17 protein-coding genes, 1 tRNA gene and 1 pseudogene are annotated in these 21,624 nt (G+C 48.0%); 5 read left to right on the top strand and 14 right to left on the bottom strand.

The window, feature by feature from the left end; translation table 11 throughout:
- Positions 1-56 precede the first annotated feature (56 nt).
- The 8 genes from agp to citC form a co-directional block, all read right to left on the bottom strand.
- Positions 57-1,286 (bottom strand): bifunctional glucose-1-phosphatase/inositol phosphatase, encoded by a 1,230-nt coding sequence (agp, locus tag OK023_RS07125; RefSeq protein WP_317696318.1) that lies wholly within the window; start codon positions 1,284-1,286, stop codon positions 57-59.
- A gap of 293 nt (positions 1,287-1,579) precedes the next feature.
- Positions 1,580-3,043: an anion permease gene (locus tag OK023_RS07120; RefSeq protein WP_317696315.1), complete on the bottom strand. Its 1,464-nt coding sequence runs from the start codon at positions 3,041-3,043 to the stop codon at positions 1,580-1,582.
- Positions 3,044-3,074: 31 nt separating this feature from the next.
- Complete coding sequence (gene citG / locus OK023_RS07115) at positions 3,075-3,965, bottom strand: triphosphoribosyl-dephospho-CoA synthase CitG (protein WP_317696312.1); 891 nt, start codon at positions 3,963-3,965, stop codon at positions 3,075-3,077.
- Positions 3,946-4,491: a citrate lyase holo-[acyl-carrier protein] synthase gene (citX, locus tag OK023_RS07110; protein WP_317696308.1), complete on the bottom strand. Its 546-nt coding sequence runs from the start codon at positions 4,489-4,491 to the stop codon at positions 3,946-3,948. The genes citG and citX overlap by 20 nt, the downstream gene beginning before the upstream one ends.
- Positions 4,492-4,495: 4 nt before the next feature.
- Positions 4,496-6,001, bottom strand: coding sequence for a citrate lyase subunit alpha (gene citF, locus OK023_RS07105; RefSeq protein ID WP_317697553.1), 1,506 nt, complete (start codon positions 5,999-6,001; stop codon positions 4,496-4,498).
- Positions 6,001-6,894, bottom strand: a complete 894-nt coding sequence (gene citE / locus OK023_RS07100; protein ID WP_317697551.1) for a citrate (pro-3S)-lyase subunit beta — start codon at positions 6,892-6,894, stop codon at positions 6,001-6,003. The genes citF and citE overlap by 1 nt, the downstream gene beginning before the upstream one ends.
- Before the next feature lie 7 nt (positions 6,895-6,901).
- Positions 6,902-7,210 (bottom strand): citrate lyase acyl carrier protein, encoded by a 309-nt coding sequence (gene citD / locus OK023_RS07095; RefSeq protein WP_317696306.1) that lies wholly within the window; start codon positions 7,208-7,210, stop codon positions 6,902-6,904.
- 21 nt (positions 7,211-7,231) lie between these two features.
- Positions 7,232-8,269, bottom strand: coding sequence for a [citrate (pro-3S)-lyase] ligase (gene citC, locus OK023_RS07090; RefSeq protein ID WP_317696303.1), 1,038 nt, complete (start codon positions 8,267-8,269; stop codon positions 7,232-7,234).
- Positions 8,270-8,582: 313 nt separating this feature from the next.
- Between citC and dpiA the strand changes: the two genes are divergently transcribed.
- From dpiA to OK023_RS07065, 5 genes are all read left to right on the top strand, one after another.
- Entirely contained in the window at positions 8,583-9,269 is a 687-nt protein-coding gene (dpiA, locus tag OK023_RS07085) for a two-component response regulator DpiA (RefSeq protein WP_317696301.1), read from the top strand.
- A 367-nt stretch (positions 9,270-9,636) separates the two neighbouring features.
- Positions 9,637-12,726, top strand: a complete 3,090-nt coding sequence (locus OK023_RS07080; protein WP_317696299.1) for a beta-galactosidase — start codon at positions 9,637-9,639, stop codon at positions 12,724-12,726.
- Positions 12,727-12,839: 113 nt separating this feature from the next.
- A tRNA-Asn gene (locus tag OK023_RS07075) sits at positions 12,840-12,915 on the top strand.
- An 855-nt stretch (positions 12,916-13,770) separates the two neighbouring features.
- Positions 13,771-14,445 carry a type 1 glutamine amidotransferase domain-containing protein gene (locus tag OK023_RS07070; protein WP_317696296.1) on the top strand — a complete coding sequence of 225 codons (675 nt, stop codon included), beginning with the start codon at positions 13,771-13,773 and terminating at the stop codon, positions 14,443-14,445.
- Positions 14,446-14,498: 53 nt separating this feature from the next.
- Positions 14,499-15,383 carry a type 1 glutamine amidotransferase domain-containing protein gene (locus tag OK023_RS07065; protein WP_317696294.1) on the top strand — a complete coding sequence of 295 codons (885 nt, stop codon included), beginning with the start codon at positions 14,499-14,501 and terminating at the stop codon, positions 15,381-15,383.
- A gap of 99 nt (positions 15,384-15,482) precedes the next feature.
- Here OK023_RS07065 and OK023_RS07060 read toward each other — a convergent pair.
- The 6 genes and pseudogenes from OK023_RS07060 to OK023_RS07035 all read right to left on the bottom strand — a co-directional run bounded on the left by OK023_RS07060 (position 15,483) and on the right by OK023_RS07035 (position 21,619).
- Positions 15,483-16,095: pseudogene (locus OK023_RS07060) on the bottom strand (IS5 family transposase).
- Positions 16,096-16,595: 500 nt separating this feature from the next.
- Entirely contained in the window at positions 16,596-17,042 is a 447-nt protein-coding gene (locus tag OK023_RS07055) for a YcgN family cysteine cluster protein (RefSeq protein ID WP_317696292.1), read from the bottom strand.
- A gap of 215 nt (positions 17,043-17,257) precedes the next feature.
- Positions 17,258-17,857, bottom strand: coding sequence for a LuxR C-terminal-related transcriptional regulator (locus tag OK023_RS07050; protein ID WP_317696290.1), 600 nt, complete (start codon positions 17,855-17,857; stop codon positions 17,258-17,260).
- 206 nt (positions 17,858-18,063) lie between these two features.
- Positions 18,064-19,758 (bottom strand): PglL family O-oligosaccharyltransferase, encoded by a 1,695-nt coding sequence (locus tag OK023_RS07045; RefSeq protein ID WP_317696287.1) that lies wholly within the window; start codon positions 19,756-19,758, stop codon positions 18,064-18,066.
- A 798-nt stretch (positions 19,759-20,556) separates the two neighbouring features.
- The gene (locus tag OK023_RS07040) at positions 20,557-21,123 is read right to left on the bottom strand and encodes a fimbrial protein (RefSeq protein ID WP_317696285.1); all 567 of its coding nucleotides are present in this window, start codon (positions 21,121-21,123) and stop codon (positions 20,557-20,559) included.
- The gene (locus OK023_RS07035) at positions 21,089-21,619 is read right to left on the bottom strand and encodes a fimbrial protein (RefSeq protein WP_317696282.1); all 531 of its coding nucleotides are present in this window, start codon (positions 21,617-21,619) and stop codon (positions 21,089-21,091) included. The genes OK023_RS07040 and OK023_RS07035 overlap by 35 nt, the downstream gene beginning before the upstream one ends.
- Between the last annotated feature and the right edge of the window lie 5 nt (positions 21,620-21,624).

Here is a 21,624-nt window from a genome sequence, read left to right as displayed (position 1 = left end):
CATTCCCACCAGCAAGAAGCGTGAAATGTTGCGGTATTAAGAACATCTTCTCAGTGTTAAAGAATTTCCTTCATGGTTTTTTCAAAGTCACGCCAGGCACAAAAACCCTCTTTATCCACCGGACAGCCTTCCAAGGCCAGAGTCACCCGCTGCGGTGGGGCCTTCAGTGTCAGAGGTTCTGCATTACGCAATTGCTCAGCAGATTGATAAATGTATTCAATTTTCAGCAGGTCACGTTCTCCCTTGCTGTCATGCCAACGCTGGAATACCAGCTTTCCACCAATCGGTGTTTTCTCATATTGATTAGGCAAATGGTAAGGTTTGAACTTCATCGCTGAAAGCAATGAGGCTATGTTGGAGTCATGCCCTACCAAGACGGTCAGTTTTGGCTTATCGGTTTTTCGCTCACTGACCAGTGCTGAATTTATGTAGGTCAACAAGGGCTTTGCGACGTTCTGAGCAACGACTGGCGACGTAAACAGTGAGTCTTGATAGCCGTCTTTCAACAGTGCTAACTGTTGCCATTGCTCCGGTGTTACAACCTTGCCCCAAGCAACGTCTTTCATTGGAAAACCTTGGTAATATTGCAACATAAAGGCATCCACCAACGAATTTCCTACCTTTAGCGGCCCTGTAACTCCGGGTTCTTTCCCCGGCACAGCACTCATCTTGCTTGGCTCAGTGGTTAGATCACAATGGTTGTCTGTTTTACATGCGGCAGACTCTTCGTAGTCGATAATTTGGGCCAACTGCTTGTAGGCATTATCCAGTTTCAAAGAGGCTAGCTTGGCATTCATAGCACTTAACGCCTGCTGACCGAAAACTTCGCTGCTATCGGTAATAATCGGGTTAAACGTAGGGTCCATCTCCCCCATTTTGTCTTGATGGTGAACACGGATATCACACCCTGGAAACGCGCCGCTGGTAAAAAACTGTGCGGTGGCTACGGTACGCTGTAGGCTGTTGGCATACACATAGACGCTATCATTGGCCGGGCAGCCTTCCTGAGGTAATAAGCCGGTCTGTTTTAACCAGTCAGCGAAATAGTGGCCCATGTATACTTCCAGCACCCCACCTTTGGTTGTCAACAACCCGCCTTGCGCATCCCACTGCGGCCAGACTTTAGGCGTGGACTGCGCCAACACGCTACCGTTGTTTGCCAGCGGAGCTCGCAGGTTATGCCGGCTCATCACCAACACTTGCTCGAGTTGATACCCTTCATTCTCAGCCATCGCAGCACCGCTGAATAACAGGGGCAGACACAGTAACAACGTTTTTTTTCTCATCCGTAGAAACTCCTAGAAAATGATTATTTTTAATAAGTTAACGTTCGACTACGCATGATGGCGGCATTCGAGATGAAAGTGTGTGATAGGTATCACGGGGAGGGCTAACGGCAGCGGCCATCCAAAAATGACCGATCAAACTACCGACAACCCCATTATCAGGGAGAGCGTGCCGATGGGGTTGTAACGGCGTAAGCCGTCGGAGCGCCCCTCGGTGCGTTAGGCCCGAGTATCTCGGGCCAGAAGGTGACTTCATCAACCACTGTGGCCCTCCAGAGATGCCACTGATTAACTCAATACCATAAACTGAGAATTGGCCAACCAATCAGCAACAGCGCCGAAATGTACACCACACCGAGGATACCACCGAGCCGCCAATAGTCTTTGGATTTCACATAACCACAGCCGTAGATGATCACACCAGGACCGGTTGCATAAGGCGTAAGTACCCCCATGATGCCGATAGACAAGACTAACAGTATGGAAAGGTGATCCATTGGTACACCCGGTAAACCTTTACCAACTGCCAAGATCACTGGCAGCATGGTGGCCGTATGTGCGGATAGGCTGGCAAATAGATAGTGTGCATAGTAAAACACCAGCACCAGCATAATGACGGTCATTTTTGGAGAAAAACCGTCCAGATGGGTGCTCATGGTATTGGCGAACCAATCGATAAACCCAGAGCGGGTCAGGCCACTGGCCATAACCACCAAAGTGGCCAGATTAACTAGGGTATTCCAAGCGCTGGAGTATTTGGTGATATCCTTCCAGCTCACCACGTGCAGTGCCAACATCAGCGATACCGCAAGCAGGCATACAGCCGTGGCATTCACCAGTTTGTCGGCAAATACCCATAGCCCAAGGCTGAGCAATACCAAACCGATCAAGGTATATTCTTTACGGGTCAGCTTACCCATTTCCCCCAGAGCCTTATCGGCCCAACTCGCCACTTCTTCACTGTGAGTCACCCCAGGTTTATACAGATAGTAGGAAATTAACGGTGCGACAATCAACAGCAGCAGGCCGACCGGTAAGAAAGCCAAGAACCACTGCATCCAACTAATATGAACACCAGCAATTTTACCGACGAACTCAATGCCCAGTACGTTTGGTGCAGAACCTGTCACAAACATTGAAGAGCTGATACTGGTGCCTACTACCATCATCCACATCAGGTATCCCCCAATTCGACGAGACGAGGGATCGTTAGGGAATGAGTCGAATAGAGGCGGCAGGTTTTTCACCACTGGGAACACGGTCCCACCTGTACGCGCGGTGTTTGAGGGAGTAAACGGGGCGAGTAGGATATCGATGATCACAACGGCATACCCCAACGTTAACGTCCGTTTGCCCATAAACTTCACCAAGAAAAGTGCAATACGCCGCCCTAATCCGGTAGCTTCATACCCTAGAGCAAAGATAAAAGCGCCAAATACCAACCAGACAGTGGTGCTTGAGAACCCGGCCAATCCCCATTTAAGGGCTTCTTTGCCGGCGTTGAAGGTCGGTTCGGTCAACTCCTGAGCGCCAAACAGTACCCAGTTGGCACTGAGCACACTGACGGTCACAGCAATAAAACTGATTGCCGTTGCCGGGATCGGCTCCAGGATCATACCAACCACCATCGCCACAAAGATGGCAAAGTAACGCCAGGCCTGCGGTGGCATGCCATTCGGTGTCGGTATCAATAACAGCACAGCAAGCACAACCAACGGGGTAAGTGCTTTCCAGATTTTTTCTTTGGTTTCGGACATAGACACGTCTCCTAAAGGTATTGTTATTCTTTTAAGCGTCCGGTGGTGGCAACTGAGCCAACAGCCAGGTAACAATCAATAAATCGGCGCTACCGCCCGGGCTCAGGTTGCGGGCTATACAGGCCGCATTAAATTGCTGTAGACGTGGGATACCTTGCGCAATACCTGAGCCACCCTGCGTCAATAATTGCGCGGCATAGTGCTGCAGCCAGCGCAAACCTTCGATACCCCCCCGCGACGCGACGTTGGTGTCATCGTTATGCGCCATCAACCAAAGCAAGCTGTCCATCAGTGCGACCTGTTCCCCAGCCCCATCGGCTATTCTTTGGCAATACAGCGGCAATGCCCCAACAAGCACTTGTTGGAAACCTGACTCAGCCTCACCACGCGCACCTGTCAGGCCAAACTTGCTGAACAAGCGCTGCCCGGCGGTTTGCCCCACGTTGTTATGCCTCAATTCACGGTTGACCAACCCGCTGCTTATTTGCGCCACCTCGCGGCACAGATTTTGTGCGCTGACTTGACGTTGTTGCTGATGTAACCGGCCAAAAGCGCTGCACAGTAGCCCCAAAGAGAACACGCTACCTTTATGGGTATTTATTCCCCCGGTGGCACGGAACATTGCTTTCTCGCAAGCCATGCCAAGTGGACGCAAACGCGAAAGTTGCCGATCGGCAGGTAAAATGGCATCGACCATGCCTTGGCGGATAAACAGGGGAAGCCACTGACTGATTGCCCGCGAACTGCGGTAAAAATGGCCAATATTCATGTCACGGTGAGCACCGTTATTGTCGCGATCCACTAACCCCGGTTTTGGTGTGAGATTGACCTCTACCAGCAACGCCCGAAATGCATCGCGGGCAAAATACTGGCAGGCAGGTGGGATTTCCCAAAGCGGGTAGTCAGGATGAGAGCGCAGCATTGAGCATCCTTTCCATTTCATCGAGTAGTTGCTCTGTACTGTGACTGCGCTGGCGGGCACAGAGTTTGGCAGGTTGATTGCACAACAAACAGCCGCGTTCAGGCAGGCCAATTTCACGTCGCGATAAAATATGTCCCTGAGGGGTAAGCACGTCGATATCCCAAAGACGGCCAATCGGTTTCCTTATCTCTAACTCGATCGCCAGCTCTTTCACTCTACGAGCCTCGGCTTGCAGTGACATATAACCCTCACCACCGGTGGGCAACGCCAGCACTTCTTCCTGTAAACAGAGCCAGCCCTGCTGGCGATACATGTGCCGCAGAGCCTGCCACCCCAGGTTGAAAACCTGCCGTGTTAATTGACTATCTTTCACTGCACCGGGTACGACCAGCGTCAGCACTAATAACGTTGTAGTGTGGCGCGCCAACCAAGCCTGCTGCCTAGTCTGCCGGCATTCACGGCTAGAAAGCAGTTCCGGCAAACTGACGGCCCGGCAGGCGGCCAACTCGGGGGCGATATGCTGCACGGCTTTACTCCGCAACCTGATGCACGACATCAATCACCGAACCATCGCGGTAACGTACAACGGCAACGACATTGTCAGTAAAGGTAATCGGCTGAGGTTCACCAGTCAGTAATAGAGCGCGTTCACGCAGCCATTGAATGCTGACGACTTCCAACCCGGCTTCGCGCAACCGTTGAGCCAACTCCGGGCGTGCTGGGTTAACAGCAATACCGTGATCGGTCACAAGAATGTCAATGCTCGAACCTGGGGTAACGCACGTGGTGACCTGCTCCACCAGCGTTGGGATGCGCCCGCGCACCAACGGAGCAACGATAATCGCCAGCCGCGCCGCCGCCGCCGTATCACAGTGGCCACCAGATGCACCACGGATCACACCATCAGAACCCGTCAAGACATTGACGTTAAAACCAGTATCAATTTCCAATGCACTCAGTACCACGACGTCCAAACGATCGACCGACGCTCCTTTGGAATTGAAGTTGGCGTACTGATTCGCACTGATCTCGATATGGTTAGGGTTACGTGCTAATGACATCGCAGCGGCGCGATCAAAACTCTGTACGTCCAGCAGTTTGCCAATCAGCCCCTTTTCATGCAGATCCACCATAGTTGAGGTAATACCGCCAAGAGCAAAACCGGCACGGACACCACGGGCACGCATCTTGTCTTCCAGGAAACGCGTTACTGCCAGTGAGGCACCACCGGTACCCGTTTGCAGGGAGAAACCTTCGGTAAAGTAGCCAGAACCGACGATCACCTCAGCAGCACGCCGAGCAATCAGCAACTCACGAGGATTCGAGGTCATACGTGTCGCATCGGCACCGATCTTGTCGGCATCCCCTACACGTTCCAACTGAACGATGAGATCGACCTGATCCTGAGCCAGACTGCCAGGATGGTGTGGATAAGGGACGATCTTCTCCGTTAGCAGTACTACGCTGCGTGCCGTTGCCGCATCCACCTTGGCATAACCCAGGGAACCACAGCAGGCCTCGCCGCTGTAACCGTTAGCATTGCCAAACTCATCACAGCTAGGTACCCCAAGGAAGGCAACATCAATCTGCAGTTCACCGGACTCTATCAGTTGAACACGACCACCGTGCGAGTGAATCTGCGCAGGCTCTTTAAGCAGACCGCGAGAGACGGCATCCGCCAACGGTCCACGCAGACCTGAAGTGTAGATACGGCTGACCACACCATTGCGTATATGGCCGATCAGCGGCGCATGGCAATCGGTTAAGGAACTGGAGGCCAGCGTCAGGTTGCGGAACCCCATTGCCGCCACGGCATCCATCACCTGATTAAGTGTCAGATCGCCACCACGAAAAGCGTGGTGGAAGGAAATGGTCATACCATCCTGCAGGCCACTACGACGAAGCGCCTCCTGCAACGAGTCACAGCACTTGATATCGCGCGGTTTGCGCGCCTGCAGATTGGCTTTTGAAGCGTCTTGATAAAGCCGTACATCGGCGTGATTATTTAATGTCATCAGGCGTTGTTGACGTTTCATCATGCTTCCTCGTTGTGGTTGGGTTCTTCACGTACGCCAGAGAGCGCTGCGCGTTCCAGTACCAGCCGAGCCCGCTCAATAACCGGGCTGTCAACCATCTTGCCGTTCAGCGAAACTACGCCGCGCCCCTCTTTTTCCGCTGCCTCTGCAGCTTCTACCACACGTTGTGCGTGAGCCACCTCTTTGCCAGTTGGTGCATACAGGTTGTGTAACAGTTCGATTTGACGTGGGTTAATCAAGGACTTACCGTCAAAACCCAGTTGCTTGATCAGCGCGGCTTCTTGCAGGAAGCCAGTTTCGTTATTGGCGTCGGAATAGACGGTATCAAATGCCTGGATCCCAGCGGCACGAGCCGCCTGTAGCAATGAACAGCGGGCAAACAGCAGCTCTATGCCTTCGGGTGAGCGTTCTGTTCGCAGATTGCGGACATAGTCTTCTGCCCCCAGTGCAATACCTATTAAGCGTGGAGAAGCATGAGCGATAGCCACCGCATTGGTGATACCCTGCGCAGACTCAATTGCAGCCAGTAAACCGGTACTACCCACTGGGCGACCACAGTCATGTTCAATGGCCGCGATCTCGCGTTCCATATCAATTACATCCTGAGCGCTGTCAGTTTTCGGTAAGCGGACAATGTCCGCACCACCGCGCACCACCGCCTGTAAATCCGCTAAACCGTAGGCCGAATCCAGTGCGTTTACACGCACGATGGTTTCCACCTCCTGGTATAACGGATGCTGCAGCGCGTGATAAACCAAACGCCGAGCCGCATCTTTCTCACGCAGGATCACCGAATCTTCCAGATCGAACATCAACGCGTCAGCTCGATAGATAAAGGCATTGCTAACCATGGCGGCATTGGCCCCCGGAACAAACAGCATGCTGCGGCGCATACGGTATTTATTCAGCGTTTTCACAGCGTTCCTCCCACGGCAGCGAAGTGCCTTCGCTGGCGCGCATCAGTGCCGTTTCCAGCCGAGCACGCAGTACACAATCCAGCGCACCTTTATCATCAACAATCACCTGTACTGGCGGCACGTTATAGTGCTGTAACACCTGTAGCAGGGTTTGACGAATGGCCTCACCAAACTGCTTCTCCACGCTGCTAGCAATCAGCAGGTCGTGTTCAGGGCCTTCTATTGGCGCGATACGTACCATGACATCGCTGGATTCCAGCGTGCCGGCCATTGCTTCTCGGATTATTTTCATCATTCACCTGATTGTGCGGACTCAAATTCTTGCTGTATTAGGCTGTGCCTGCCGATCTTGCAGGTAATAAAGGGTGTCTTTTGGCACTAGGGGAGCTGCCGCATGGAAATCCCCTGTAGCCAATAGTTTGCGTACCCAAGAGGCAGAAATCGCTACGCCCTGATACTGAAGCCGGTCAATCTCTACCAATTCAATTGGCGGACTGGGAAGTGTTGGGGTTTCCAGCCAGTAACGCATATCGCGGTTGTATTTTGCCGTTACGGCACAGAACGGTTCTGTACCCACAAATCGATGCGTGATCCCCAACGCAGGAGCCAGATACTGGCGAAAGATTTTCAGATCGATCTCAGTGTAACAATCATCCGCAACCCCCTGTTCTTTAATAAAATAACAAGGAAAAGTAGCGCGCGAGATAACGTATTGTGAGCCTTCATGTACCGTCAGATTGCTGATCCCATTAGTGCCTTTCAACACCAGCTCGCGGCGATCTTCATAGGGAAAACGCGAGGTGTTTTCCTTTACTAAGAACAGATGAAGCCAATCGCAGCGTTCAGCAGCTTGGCGCACCAGATACTGGTGACCGCGCGTAAATGGATTGGCGTTCATCACGATGCTGCCAATCTTTTTTCCCGGCTGGCGGAAATCTGCCAGTTGTGCGGCGTATCGTTTGAGCCGGCAAGGACTGTTTTCCATTAGCACCACCACCCCCGGTACTCCGGCAATGGGGTAAAAACCACATTGTCGAAATAGAGGCTCGTTTTGCGCTTTGGTATAAATAAACAGTTGAGTATGATGGCGCTCATAAGCCAAATTGACCAATTCGGTCGCCAATGACAACGCTAATCCTTCGCCACGCATTTGTGGGCTAATGGCCACACATTTGATAATATTTTCAGCAATGCCACCACAGGCTACTAATTGTTCATTCTGTGTGACGGTAATAAAAACTTCGACCGTGGTGTCTATATTCAGATCGTTACTTCGCAAGAAAGCATTAATAATCGCTATATTTTTATGCTCCGACCTTTTCACACGATTAAATACGGCATCGCCCAGCATGACTCTCTCTCTGAAATAACTTATTAATAACAATTGAAATACAAAAATTCATGATAATTAACATCTAAAATAAAAACTGAAACCTATAAAATCGATAAAAAATGGATATCAGATAAATACTACTGACATTATGGTAAACAGAAAACCTGCCCTGATTATTGATTTATTTCACAAACACTCTGAACTTAATAAGTTTTTTATGGTTTTTATTTTCTTAATTATTTTTATGACTTTTATTCATGTCACCTGCTTTGATAATACAGCCATGTCATTTACAATTACTGGACACATTACTCAGCGATGGAGAGTTAAATTGCAATGGCTTAAGATTCTGATTGTTGAAGATGAAACGCCTTTGGCAGAGATGCATGCGGAATTTATCAAACAAAATGGAGGTTGCCGCCAAATTTGGCTCGCGGGCACACTGGCACAGGCCCGCGCCATGACAGAACGTTTCAAGCCCGACCTTATCCTGCTGGATAATTTCCTGCCAGACGGCCAGGGTATCGAATTTCTGCGCGAGCTGGCTCTTCGTGGCTATGGCGGTGGTATTGTGTTTATCACTGCCGCCAGCGATATGGATACCGTTGCCGAAGCCCTTCGCTACGGCGTATTTGATTATTTAATTAAGCCATTAGCCTACGATCGTCTGGCACAAACGCTGCTGCGTTTCAGCCAGCGGCGTGAAGCGCTGAAAGACAAAGCTCAGCTCAGTCAACGCCACATTGATGAAATGTTCAATACCTACGCGCGTGGCGGCGATCGTACTGCCTTACCTACTGGCATTGATGAACTAACGTTAATAAAGATAAGCGCTTTGTTTAAAAACCCGCAGGTTCGCTATACAGCAGAAAATGTAGCACAACAAATTGGCCTCAGCCGGACGACGGCTCGGCGTTATCTGGAGTATCTCTCTGCGAACAACCAGCTAACCGCAGAGATTATTTATGGCAAAGTTGGCAGGCCACAACGGATTTATCACTCTTCAGTCAGTGATTGACGAAAAGTCTGTAGCATCCCTTTTTATTCTCAAATTGCTAAAATAGCTTGGACACGGCTGTCAGTGGTCCCGAGGCGGCAAGAAGCCTCGGATAGGCCTAGGCTATGTTTCGCTCCTGATGACGTGCTTTTACGGCAGCAACGGCCTACAGGCAATCCAGTAATAATACCGAAGGGTACAACCTCCTTATTCAATGCACTGCGGGGATGTTTTGATCTGCCCGGTGCTTCGGCCATATTTGCTTTGCAGTGTGATCGCGCTCATTTTCCTCTCCTTTGGCACTTTGCAAATACCTATAGTCGGGTAATGTTGTCATCCATTTGAGCCTATAACCCTTCTGCCGAAACCAGCCTAGGAATCCCTGACTATGCAAGCCAACACCCAGTTAACACTGGCGGAAATCCTCGCCCGCCAAGACTGGCAAAACTTAGCCAGCTCTCACTATCAACGTCTGGCAGCACACCCCCCGTTTGCCAGCTGGCGTGATGCAAAAGCGGCTCGGGACGATGCCACCAGTCAAAGCCGCCATATGTTAAACGGTGAGTGGAGGTTCAGCTATTTCACGCGCCCGCAAGCTGTACCGGAAAGTTGGCTGCAACAAGACCTGGTGGATGCGGTTAAACATACGGTGCCATCCAACTGGCAACTGGCTGGCTTCGACGCACCAATCTATACCAATATCAAGTACCCGATCCCGGTTAATCCCCCTCTAGTCCCCGCAGATAATCCTACAGGTTGCTATTCACGTACCTTTACCGTTGCCCCTGACTGGCTGGAGAGTGGACAAACCCGCATTATTTTCGATGGCGTTAATGCTGCTTTTTACCTTTGGTGTAATGGACATTGGGTAGGCTATTCGCAAGACAGTCGGCTGCCTGCTGAATTTGACCTTAGCAACGTGTTAGTACCCGGGGAGAACCGCCTGGCGGTGATGGTATTACGCTGGTGCGACGGCAGTTTTCTAGAAGATCAGGACATGTGGCGCATGAGCGGCATTTTTCGCGATGTCAGCCTGTTGCATAAGCCAACGACTCATCTGAGCGATGTCCATATCAGCACGCCACTGAGCGACAGTTTCAGCCGAGGAGCATTGGTGGTAGAGGCGCGAGTCAATCAGCCACAGCAGCATAGGGTTCAAGTACAACTGTGGCATAAAAATACCCTGATAGTCGAGAAAACCCAGCCCTTAGGAAGCGAGGTCATTGATGAACGCGGAGCTTATGACGATCGTACGACCTTACGTTTACCTGTACAGCAACCGATGCTATGGAGTGCTGAAACACCAGAACTCTACCGCGCAGTGATCCTGTTACTCTCCCCTACGGGTGAACTGGTTGAGGCAGAAGCTTACGACGTAGGTTTCCGCCAGATTGAAATCAGCAACGGTTTGTTGAAACTTAATGGTCAACCACTGTTGATCCGGGGTATAAACCGTCATGAACACCATCCTGAACTCGGGCAGGTCATGGATGAAGCCACCATGCGCCAGGATATCATGCTAATGAAACAGCATAATTTTAACGCGGTGCGCTGTTCTCATTATCCGAACCACCCCCTTTGGTACAAACTTTGCGATCGCTACGGCCTGTATGTGGTGGATGAGGCCAACATAGAAACCCATGGTATGCAGCCAATGAACCGGCTTGCGGACGATCTTGCATGGTTACCCGCCATGAGCGAACGCGTTACACGCATGGTACAGCGCGACCGCAACCATGCCTGCATTATCATCTGGTCGCTGGGTAACGAATCAGGTCATGGTGCTAACCATGACGCACTGTATCGCTGGGTGAAAAGCCAGGACCCAACCCGGCCAGTACAATATGAAGGTGGTGGAGCAAACTCGGCAGCCACGGACATCATTTGCCCAATGTATGCGCGCGTCGATCAGGATCAACCCTTCCCAGCCGTACCAAAGTGGTCAATCAAGAAGTGGATCGGTTTACCCGATGAACACCGTCCACTGATTTTGTGTGAGTATGCACACGCGATGGGCAACAGCTTTGGCGGTTTCGACCGTTATTGGCAGGCTTTTCGTCAGCATCCACGATTGCAGGGCGGCTTTGTCTGGGATTGGGTCGATCAGGGCTTGAGCCGTCTGGACGATAATGGCCAACCTTATTGGGCCTATGGTGGAGACTTCGGCGATACGCCTAACGATCGTCAATTCTGTCTCAATGGGTTGGTATTCCCCGATCGTAGCCCACACCCTGCCCTATTTGAAGCCCAACGCGCACAGCAGTTTTTCCAATTCAGCTTCGACACTCAACGATTAGCCTTAACTATTACCAGTGAGTATCTGTTTCGCACAGCCGACAATGAGCAGCTCAACTGGCGTTTGGAACTGGATGGCGTAGAGCGGGCCAGCGGTAGCCAGGAGCTTCATTTATCCCCACAGGCCAGCACCACTATCGTCCTGTTAGATCGATTACCCATGCTCCACCAGCCAGGCGAGCTGTGGCTGAGCGTGGAGATTGTTCAGCCACACGCCACTCGCTGGTCACCCGCCCACCATCGCAGCGCTTGGGACCAATGGCGATTGCCGCGTGCCTTACATCTCATCTCGCGGTGCGATAATGGTACCGTTCCAATATTGGTACAAAACGAGAAGCAGATTGAGATCACCCATGGTAACCAACGCTGGCAGTTCGATCGCAGTTCTGGATGGTTGAACCAGTGGTGGCAAGATGAAACCCCTACTCTATTGACGCCACTATGCGATAACTTCATCCGTGCACCGCTGGATAACGATATCGGCATCAGCGAGGTTGACCGTATCGATCCTAACGCATGGGTTGAACGTTGGAAGCTGGCGGGAATGTATCAATTGGGATCTCACTGTGCGCAGATTTATGCCGATACTCTTGATAACAGCGTGCGGGTCGTTACCGAACACACTTTCAGTTTTAACCAGCAAACCCTGCTGCATAGCCGTAAACAGTGGCTGTTTGATAACCATGGGGCGGTTAAGGTTGAGGTCAATGTGACAGTAGCCGATGCGCTACCACCACCGGCACGTATCGGATTAAGCTGCCAGTTAGTCGACGTTCACCCGCAGGTACAATGGTTGGGGCTTGGTCCACACGAGAACTACCCGGACCGCACACTTTCAGCCCAGCATAGTTTATGGACCCGTCCGCTGGAATACCTCTACACCCCGTATATCTTCCCGAGTGAAAACGGCCTGCGCTGTAATACGCAACGGTTGCGGTATGGCAACCTTCAAGCCGAGGGGCATTTCCACTTTTCGCTGAGCCGCTATAGTCTGCAACAATTAATGAGCTGCAGCCACGCACATTTATTGCAGGAAGAACCGGGTACCTGGCTGAATCTGGATGCCCAGCATATGGGGGTTGGAGGTGATGATTCCTGGAGCCCTAGCGTGAATGAAGATTTCCTGCTGACAGCCAGGCACTATCAATACCAATTGTGCTTAAAACGCTTACCAACAGTCTGAATCTGCTAAAAACTCAACAGGTTGCGCATTCTGTAAGCAAACAGTTGCAGAATGCGTAATCCCCCTTTGACTTACCCTCTTCACCCCGCTATGATTTGCCTCGTTCAAACGATTCCTCTGTAGTTCAGTCGGTAGAACGGCGGACTGTTAATCCGTATGTCACTGGTTCGAGTCCAGTCAGAGGAGCCAAAAATTCAACACGATGGACAGCCTCTGTCACGCATGGTGTTGCAAAGAAAAATCCCCTTATTGCCCCCTCTGTGTGCTCCATTATTGATTACGAAACATCAAAATCAGATAACCATTCTACATATCTCATGAAGCTCACAGACTGGTTAAACTGTGCCTATTGGGAGGGTTTTAGTTCGCAGAATCATTACTCTGTAACAGTCAAAAACCTTGCTCAACGTCTTTATAACTAAGGGTATAATCGTCACTCCCTAGAGCACTATAACGCTGTCAAGAGAGCTCCTGGGCTTAGTCCCACGTATCCGCTTCATCCCGATTGAAGCGAAAATCAGCTGGCAACCTGTCGCGAAACTTCCTTAATTGCGCCAGCAATGTTTCCCGCCCTGTTTTCTTGTGTACAGTAAAGGTACATTTATCATCCACGATGATCTCAATATCATCGCCTCCACACAGTTCCAACTATTCAACCAGTGCCGCAGGCAGTCGCAGCGCGAAGCTATTACCCCATTTCGCTACTTGCATGTCTAGCCCCTTGAAATTGCAATGTATATTGCAATCGCATATCCATCATTCGAAGGCTCAGACGCTCCCAGTATATGGTATTCAGAGTCAGACAAGGCCTTTCTAAAACCGGTCACCCGCAAACAACCAAGAACCTATTTACGATCCTCTTGTTATTGCCGATAAAGTGGTGGGTAATGCGGAAGACGTAGAAACAGATTAAAACACTCTTCGCTAATATTCATTTTTTGAATACAAGAAATTAAGTCTTTTAATTTTTAGAATTACTACCTATCGCCTAAGCTTAACCCCGGATTAGAGATTAACGCGCATTCGCGCTCAACGGAGATAAATATGAAAATCCTGATGGTTCTGACTTCTCACGATACGCTGGGTAACACTGGCGATAAAACCGGCTTCTGGCTCGAGGAGTTTGCTTCACCTTATTATGTTTTCCTCGATGCTGGCGCCGAGATCACGCTGGCTTCACCTAAAGGTGGCCAACCTCCTCTTGACCCGAAAAGCAGCCAGCCAGATGCCCAAACAGCCTCTACCGAGCGCTTCAACAAAGACACTAGCGCACAGCAGGCATTAGCTAATACTCTGAAGTTGGAGGAAGTTAACATTGATGATTTTGATGCACTATTTTACCCAGGCGGCCACGGCCCACTATGGGATTTGGCAGAAAATGCCCACTCTATCGCCCTGATAGAGCAATTCCAAGCACAGAACAAACCTGTGGCAGCAGTCTGCCATGCACCAGCGGTGTTGCGCCATGTCAAAAATGAGGCAGGCAAACCATTGGTGATGGGAAAGCAGGTAACCGGTTTCAGCAACAGCGAGGAAGAGGCCATACAACTGACACAGGTGGTTCCTTTCCTGGTTGAAGATATGCTCAAGGCTAACGGCGGGCACTATAGCCGTGCGGAAAACTGGCATAGCCACGTGGTGGTAGATGGTTTGTTGATCACCGGGCAAAACCCGGCCTCTTCAGACGCTACAGCAGAAGCGTTACTTAAACTGCTCTGATACAGACTTAATGAACATCTCCATATAACCTCTTACAGATTTGGGCCTTCGTTATGCGATTAGTCAAATATGTTGCCACTTTACTGTTAAGTATAGGCATAAGTGCTACTACTCTAGCGGCAGAACCCCATGGACGGGTACTGGTACTGCTCTCCGGTGAAAATCAGCTGTTGCTTAAAGACGGGAAAACCTATCCCACAGGGTATTACCTCAACGAGTTTGGCGTACCTGCAGACAGCCTACTGAAAGCAGGATATGAGCTGGTGCTTGTCACCCCAAACGGCAAGGCACCCAGCGTTGATGAACGTTCGGTTGATCCGCTCTATTTTAGCGGCAATCGTAACGAAATGTTACGCACTCAGTCAGTAGTGCAAAACCTACCAGGCATTAGCAAACCTCAAGTATTAGCAGAGGTTCTGGCAGGCGATCTGACACAATATGCAGGGCTTTTGATCCCAGGGGGACATGCGCCACTGATCGACCTGGCCAACAACCCACAGGTAGGGGAATTGCTAAAGTATTTTCATACTGCGGGTAAACCTACTGCCGCTATTTGCCACGGCCCGATTACCCTGCTTTCAGCGCAAGACAATCCAAAGGCTTTTGAAGCAGGACTTATCGAAGGTAAACAACCGCAGGCGAATAACTGGATTTATCAGGGATACCGTATGACTATTTTTGCCGATGCCGAAGAAAGGGTTTTTGAAAACTCATTAAAAGGAGACAAGATCCGCTATTACCCGGCCAAGGCCATGGCGACAGCGGGTGGCAAACTGGAGCAAGCAAAAGCCTGGACGCCGAATGTCGTTGTTGACCGTGAGTTGATCACTGGTCAAAACCCTTTCTCTGACCATGCTCTAGCCAAAGCTTTGCTCGCACAGTTGCAAAGTGCACAGCAATCCATCCCTGAGCAGAATAGTCGCACAGACCAACAGTAATCGCATACCAACACAGCCTTTTTGTTGAGAATGCAGATTAGCAGCCCCCTCTCTGTAAGTGTCCTTTTTCCCAAAGGCTTAGATGAGGGGGCTTAGAGCCTATCCCAATAGGCGTTTATTCCACACAATAAGCCCACAGACGAAATGCAACATCCCTTGGTCGTTCTCGGGCTTTTTCTCCCAGCGAGTCAACAAACGACGCTATCGATTCAGCCAGATATGTGTCCGTTCGACCACCCGGCGCCGAGCTTTCTTGCCCGGTTCATTTTTCAACGACGCTGACTCCGCTTTTCTGCCTTGAATATGGGGAATATAACGCCGCGCTTTTAACTCAAGTTGCGGCAATTCCGCCTTGTGGCCATTATCCAGACATAAGTGCAAGTGAGCGCCGGTTTTCCCTGTTTGAAGAGCATCAAGCGTTTCCTCCACCAGATTGATGTCGTGAACATTCGCCGCCGAGATAACACAGGATAGCGGCAATCCGTTGGCATAGGTCAGCAGGCTACGCTTTACTCCTTGCTTTCCTCGGCCTGTCGAGTTGCGACCCGTTTTTTGTGCCCGCCAGTGCGTAGGACGAAAAAATGGCATTCATGGCAGCACGATTATCGACTTGCCTACGGTGGCGCCCCAAGGGGGGATGTGTTTGATGAACGGGGAGTAACGGTTCCCTGTGTGCCCATAATCCATCAGAAATTAACCAATCCGTTTTCATATTCAGTCGATGTGAGTTGCTGAAGACCGACGCCATCAGACCTTCGGCCTAGCGCAAGGGTGTCGGAAGGCAGTACGCAGCATCAGGCAGGTCCGGATGGAGAGGTCAGAATAAAGGGCCTGAGCACTAGGTGTGGTGCGTGTGGCAGCTAACAGCCTTGGGGGTTACTGCCCGTTATTATACTCAATGAAACTCAATATATTTGAGTCGTGACACGTATCGTTAACAGCAATGGTCAGCCAGTTTATGCTAGAGCAAGCATTTCTACTGCCAATTAGCGCAATGAAAAAAACAGAATGCTCCACTTAGCGTATTAGCAACACTGACTGACAAGCAACTGATTTAGGCTATGTACATTAATTGCCCATAGTGCCGCCGTAACCCCAAAAGCCCATCATCAATACAGGGAGAAGGGCGTACTCGCCATCTGAAAACGCAGATACGGGCTTTTGGGACGCGTTCCTTTGGGCTAAGAGCATTTGAGCATATTTAAGTGAATATCATCTAGCCCAATCCGGTTTGTTCAGTATGTGATCCTGCCAATCCACAACTTCACTTTCACGTACCGCTATGTGGCGCACAGTGATACGCTCACCATGCATCGCAGCCTTTGAACCACTAACAAGTGGATGCCACGAAAATAACGGTTTGCCTTCACCAATCAGGCGATAAGCGCAGGTTGGAGGCAACCAGTCAAACGTCGTCAAATTCTCACGCGTCAGCTTTATGCAGTCCTCCTCCAGTTCGAAACGGCGCTCGTAATTGCGGCATTGACAGGATTTTATATTGAGCTGATCGCAGGCAACATTAGTAAAATAGATTTCGTCGGTATCTTCATCGATCAATTTGTTTAAACAACATTGCCCACATCCGTCGCACAGCGACTCCCACTCCACCTCAGACATTTCGTTGAGGGTTTTCTGTTGCCAAAAAGGGCGTTGTAACATATAGACATCCGAAATCAAGTAAGATAGACATGCTTTGAAGAACACTATATAGACACCCTCCTTAAAAGGAAATACACCTCACCAACCCCGCTTGCCTGTTCACTAACCTCTGCTACGCAGTTGCAATCTCCTTTTAGCAATTTATCTGTTACTATCAGTCTCCAGCACTACTGGTAACTAAATTATCAAAATCACCCATACTCTGTTACATATTATTACAATTGTGCTGAGTGGATCAGAAACCGATACAAGTCTATGTTGCGGCTCATGTTGAGTTTTTTCATTGCCGACCGTTTTTGGCTACTCACAGTTTTGACATTTTTTTTCAGAATGCGTGAAATATTCGAAATACTGAATCCCATACCTATATAACGAATGATCCTTTTTTCATTGTAACTGAGCTGCTGAAAACTACATCCCTCACATGAGGTACATTCATCATATAATCCTGCACGGTTGTTGATTTCCCAAGGGTTCCAGAGCTCGTCAAGTTTCTGTAGCAAGGTATCCACACTGTCACTTCTGAATAAAAAAACAGTATTACGTATACAGGGTCTCATCGCCATTTTGGTTAAATCTTCAGGCATACAGATCGGAACAACTCTCTGTTGTCCATTACTAATAAACGGATGGCAACCGTAGTTATCTATACGCTCATCTAGTGGGCGAAATATCAGCCAAGATTCATCAGCAAAGCTTTTATCGTAACTAGTGAAATTTATTTTCACGTTTTGATAAAAAAAATAGCTCTCCAGTATTTTTTTCAACCCATGCTCAAAGTAGCGATTACTCTCTGATATTGATATGTTAATCATGTTCCTCCCATGAAAATCCATTTAATGAATTGCATTGACTCTTTTAAAAACAAGGAAAAACCACCTTGCGTAGAGTTATAATTCGTTTTTTTACTCCAACATCCAATTAATTTATCATCAAGATAGATTTACATTGTGTAGATAGCCGTCGTCTTTCTAATGACAAGCAGAAAGTAATTATAATCACCTAAAATATAGTGGGAAAATTATTTTTCTATACTTTTTGTGAGCGCGGCAATCTTAGTGTTATCAGGAAAAAGTAATTTAGCATCTCGAGAGAAATCTTCCACTAAAAATGGAGCATTGAGTATCTTACCAATCATAATTACGTTTGCATAAACGTTTGCATCAATATTCACCATCAGATATTTGCGTGCCCATTCCATATATTGGATTAATAGTTTTTTATCTCTTGATTGGTTATAAGACAAAAGGTCGTATAGGTGTCTATCATACTCATAACGCTGAGCCTGAGCCCAAGGATTAATTAGCGATGCCTTTGTTGGCAGCGCCTTAAGTTGCTGGCGTTCTACATGGGTTAATACTCCAGCAGCGTAAATTCCTGTGGTCATAAACAGGATAACCCCTGTAGAACTTGTGACCATTAAAATCTGAAGCCAACGATTCCCAATCAAGTCTCGGGTCAGCAAACGTTTACCACAAAGGGAGTCAAGTGATGCTATCAGTAAAAGAAAAACTAGCCATAATGGTACTGCGAGATAAAACGGATATTCTGTTTGAGTGTGTAAAGCTATCGGTAAGGTAATTAAACCCACTCCAAAAGCGCTATACTCTCCATTTTTATGACGATCATGGTGCCACGCCCGTATCAATAAACTCAGGTAACCACAAGCCAGCAACAGCATACCAGCCAGAGCGATTATCCCTCCCTCCATCCAGCCATAGAGTATTTCATTGTGGGGATGATCGGCATGTTCACCAATCAATATCGGGGGCCGTCGTTGAATAAGGAAGTGGTGGAAGTAGTAATCAAAACTGCCATATCCCCATCCTAATAACGGTTTTTGTACAATCATTGCCAGCGTTTGTGTCACCATTATCCAGCGATAATAGTTTGAACCTGGATGATCAAGACTCTCTATAGTCGGATTACCAAGCATAGAAAAACCGGCTAAAATACCGCACAGCATTGCCATAATAGCTAAAATGGTCGCTTGCCGTTGTTTTCGCAATAATCCAAGCATCAATAATGCCATTAAGCTAGCACCAATCCAGCCAGTGCGGGACTTCATCACAACAATTAAGGCAGTTATCAACGTGACAATCAGCGCCAGTAAGTAACGTCGAATCAAGATTTTGCATTCGCTTTGTAACAAAAGATAAAGCGCCGTACCCAAACCAGTAGCCAGAAATGTGGCCATTACATTAGTTTGTTGGAAAATACCGTATGGTTGAGCTTTACCAGCGCTGAACTCGAACCAGTTACCTGGTTGTAATACATACATCTGCAAAAGTGCAAGTCCGCTTTCCACTATCGCAGCGCCTAAAATCAGCCACAACACGGTCTTAATAGCAGCCTCTCGCAAACAACCTTGTAGCAGTACCAGATAAAAAACAGCACCGCCCAACATGCCCATAACCCTTAATGACGCATTCCCTCGCCAAAGACTAGCGCTATAAAACCAAGGCAAACACAATAAGAGAATACCTAATAGGAAAAGCCTACTACTGCTCGTTATTATCCATTTTTTCGGTTTTATACCCAACTGCCCCCACAGGCAGACAGTTAACACTAATAGCGCCATCACCAACCATGCAAGCATGTTACCTGGTAGTGCCAGCCCACTCCCCCCCATATTAGGAATATAAACATGCATTATTATCAAAAGATAAAAACCCAGTATCCCTAAGACAATCTGCTGACGAATACTACTCTTCAATCTAAAACCCATCCTTTCCATTTGAAATCTATATATACTTAGGTTATATGTAATTCATTACTGAGACTCACCTTACGGATCAGTACAAGCGAACTTCAAATAGTAATTTGTTGCTACAGCACCGACCTTCTTGTTACCCTCATTATTTAAGGTGAAATTTGTTAATCAGATAAAAACTACTTTCATTAGTCGACTAGTTCTTATCTCAACACCAACTCTGTCATGTTAACAGGTTCATCAATATCTATACTCGTCATACTTCAAGTTGCTTGGGTGTTGACTGCCTTCGTTCATCCCAGTCACTTAACTGAGTAAGCTCTTGGGGCTTCGCTCAGTTGCCGCCTACAAGCAACTCGAATTATTTTGAGCATATAACGTAAGTATTAATTTTAGACTATTTCTCTTTTACAAGCACAATATCACTTTATTATTTCTTTGCTAATGCACTTGCCATTGCAATGACCGCTAATTATCCGTTATTCAGACAAAGCACTCTATTTTATGCCAACCCTATATATATAGGAACACATCATCAATACTAATGCATATAAAAAAACACTTACAGACCAGAAAAAACCTTCAGAATATAAAGCCTAGGTGATAACTAAATATTCTCAGGAAAATAATTTAAAAAAATGATGAAGTTTAAATAAAAATTACAACATATTGATATATACACTTAAGGGTTTTTTTTAGCTTTACTTCTTAACACACCAGTACCCAACGCCTAAGGAAGTACAGCTGGCGGTATTTATGTTATCGTATTATTCAACGAAATATCAAAAATAAACACCTTACTTAATCGTAAGTTAGGTTAAATGTAGCAACTGCATTAAACTCCCCTTCTTTAATGGTATGTTTCTCAATATTTTCTTTCGATGCCTGTAGATAAGCTCGTAAGTTCAGCAAAGTACTCCCCTTCTGTAAGGTAAACCTCGCCTTACCTCGATTAATCTCCAATTGCTCGCCCTGTTCCGTTTCAAGGCCAATTGCAATGCCTTCAGCCTTGCCGGTAACTGCTAATAGTCCCGGTTGGAGTGGATCTTCATCACCACTAAAAGAAACACTCACAGTTTTAGCTAAGTCGATATCACAATTTTCAAGAGCGATTTCAAAACGCTGTGGATTGCTACGTGGATAAAGATAAAAACTACGTGAAGCAATGCTATAAAACTCAACCAATAATTCACTGGTTTTTAAATTAACTTCACAAGGTTCTGAAACGAGATCTCCATAGACTTTAAGTTCCACCGCCTTGGCACATACTGGCAAAAGCATAAAAAGCAATACTAAACGCGGACAGAAATAGGATATACACATATCAACTACCTCAGTTAAATTTGGAAACAATTGTAGCTGTTGCAACAAAACCACCTTCTGATATATCCGCAGTATCATTTATTTTCACGGGGATCAGCTGCAGAGAAAAACTGGTGTCTCTCGCTATGTTAAAAAACTGATTGAGCTGTATTCCTTGGCTACTTCCTGCGTTATACAGTGCAACGCCCAGATTTTTTATATTCGTCTGTAACACATTTGCTCGACTGATAACACCCTCCCCTTGAATTTGTAATTGTAGTGGGGCCAATGTTCCAGCATCACAAGTGATAGACAGTATTTTTGTTATCGCATAGTTTTTGCCATCAATTTTATTGATGCTTATTTTCCCAAAAGGAATATTTATGGTTTCATCGTTGTTTATCTTACAAGGTGCAGGTGCGAAAACCCGCCCAGAAAATGAGAGCGAAAGCCCCCCAACACTAGCAAATGCGTCCTCCGGCAAGGTTACCAAGCTGAGAGTGATCAAAAGTAACAGTCCCCAGAATCTTCCGTTCAACCATTTTTTTAATGCTGGATGCATGATGA

This window comes from Serratia sp. UGAL515B_01, assembly GCF_033095805.1.
GTDB lineage: Bacteria > Pseudomonadota > Gammaproteobacteria > Enterobacterales > Enterobacteriaceae > Chania.
This window is presented reverse-complemented; position numbering and strand designations above follow the sequence as displayed.

Coding starts and splice junctions, on each gene's coding strand:
- agp (WP_317696318.1), bottom strand. CDS start 1,286: ATGAGAAAAAAAACGTTGTTACTGTGTCTGCCCCTGTTATTCAGCGGT.
- OK023_RS07120 (WP_317696315.1), bottom strand. CDS start 3,043: ATGTCCGAAACCAAAGAAAAAATCTGGAAAGCACTTACCCCGTTGGTT.
- citG (WP_317696312.1), bottom strand. CDS start 3,965: ATGCTGCGCTCTCATCCTGACTACCCGCTTTGGGAAATCCCACCTGCC.
- citF (WP_317697553.1), bottom strand. CDS start 6,001: ATGAAACGTCAACAACGCCTGATGACATTAAATAATCACGCCGATGTA.
- citE (WP_317697551.1), bottom strand. CDS start 6,894: ATGCGCCGCAGCATGCTGTTTGTTCCGGGGGCCAATGCCGCCATGGTT.
- citD (WP_317696306.1), bottom strand. CDS start 7,210: ATGAAAATAATCCGAGAAGCAATGGCCGGCACGCTGGAATCCAGCGAT.
- citC (WP_317696303.1), bottom strand. CDS start 8,269: ATGCTGGGCGATGCCGTATTTAATCGTGTGAAAAGGTCGGAGCATAAA.
- OK023_RS07080 (WP_317696299.1), top strand. CDS start 9,637: ATGCAAGCCAACACCCAGTTAACACTGGCGGAAATCCTCGCCCGCCAA.
- OK023_RS07070 (WP_317696296.1), top strand. CDS start 13,771: ATGAAAATCCTGATGGTTCTGACTTCTCACGATACGCTGGGTAACACT.
- OK023_RS07065 (WP_317696294.1), top strand. CDS start 14,499: ATGCGATTAGTCAAATATGTTGCCACTTTACTGTTAAGTATAGGCATA.
- OK023_RS07055 (WP_317696292.1), bottom strand. CDS start 17,042: ATGTTACAACGCCCTTTTTGGCAACAGAAAACCCTCAACGAAATGTCT.
- OK023_RS07050 (WP_317696290.1), bottom strand. CDS start 17,857: ATGATTAACATATCAATATCAGAGAGTAATCGCTACTTTGAGCATGGG.
- OK023_RS07035 (WP_317696282.1), bottom strand. CDS start 21,619: ATGCATCCAGCATTAAAAAAATGGTTGAACGGAAGATTCTGGGGACTG.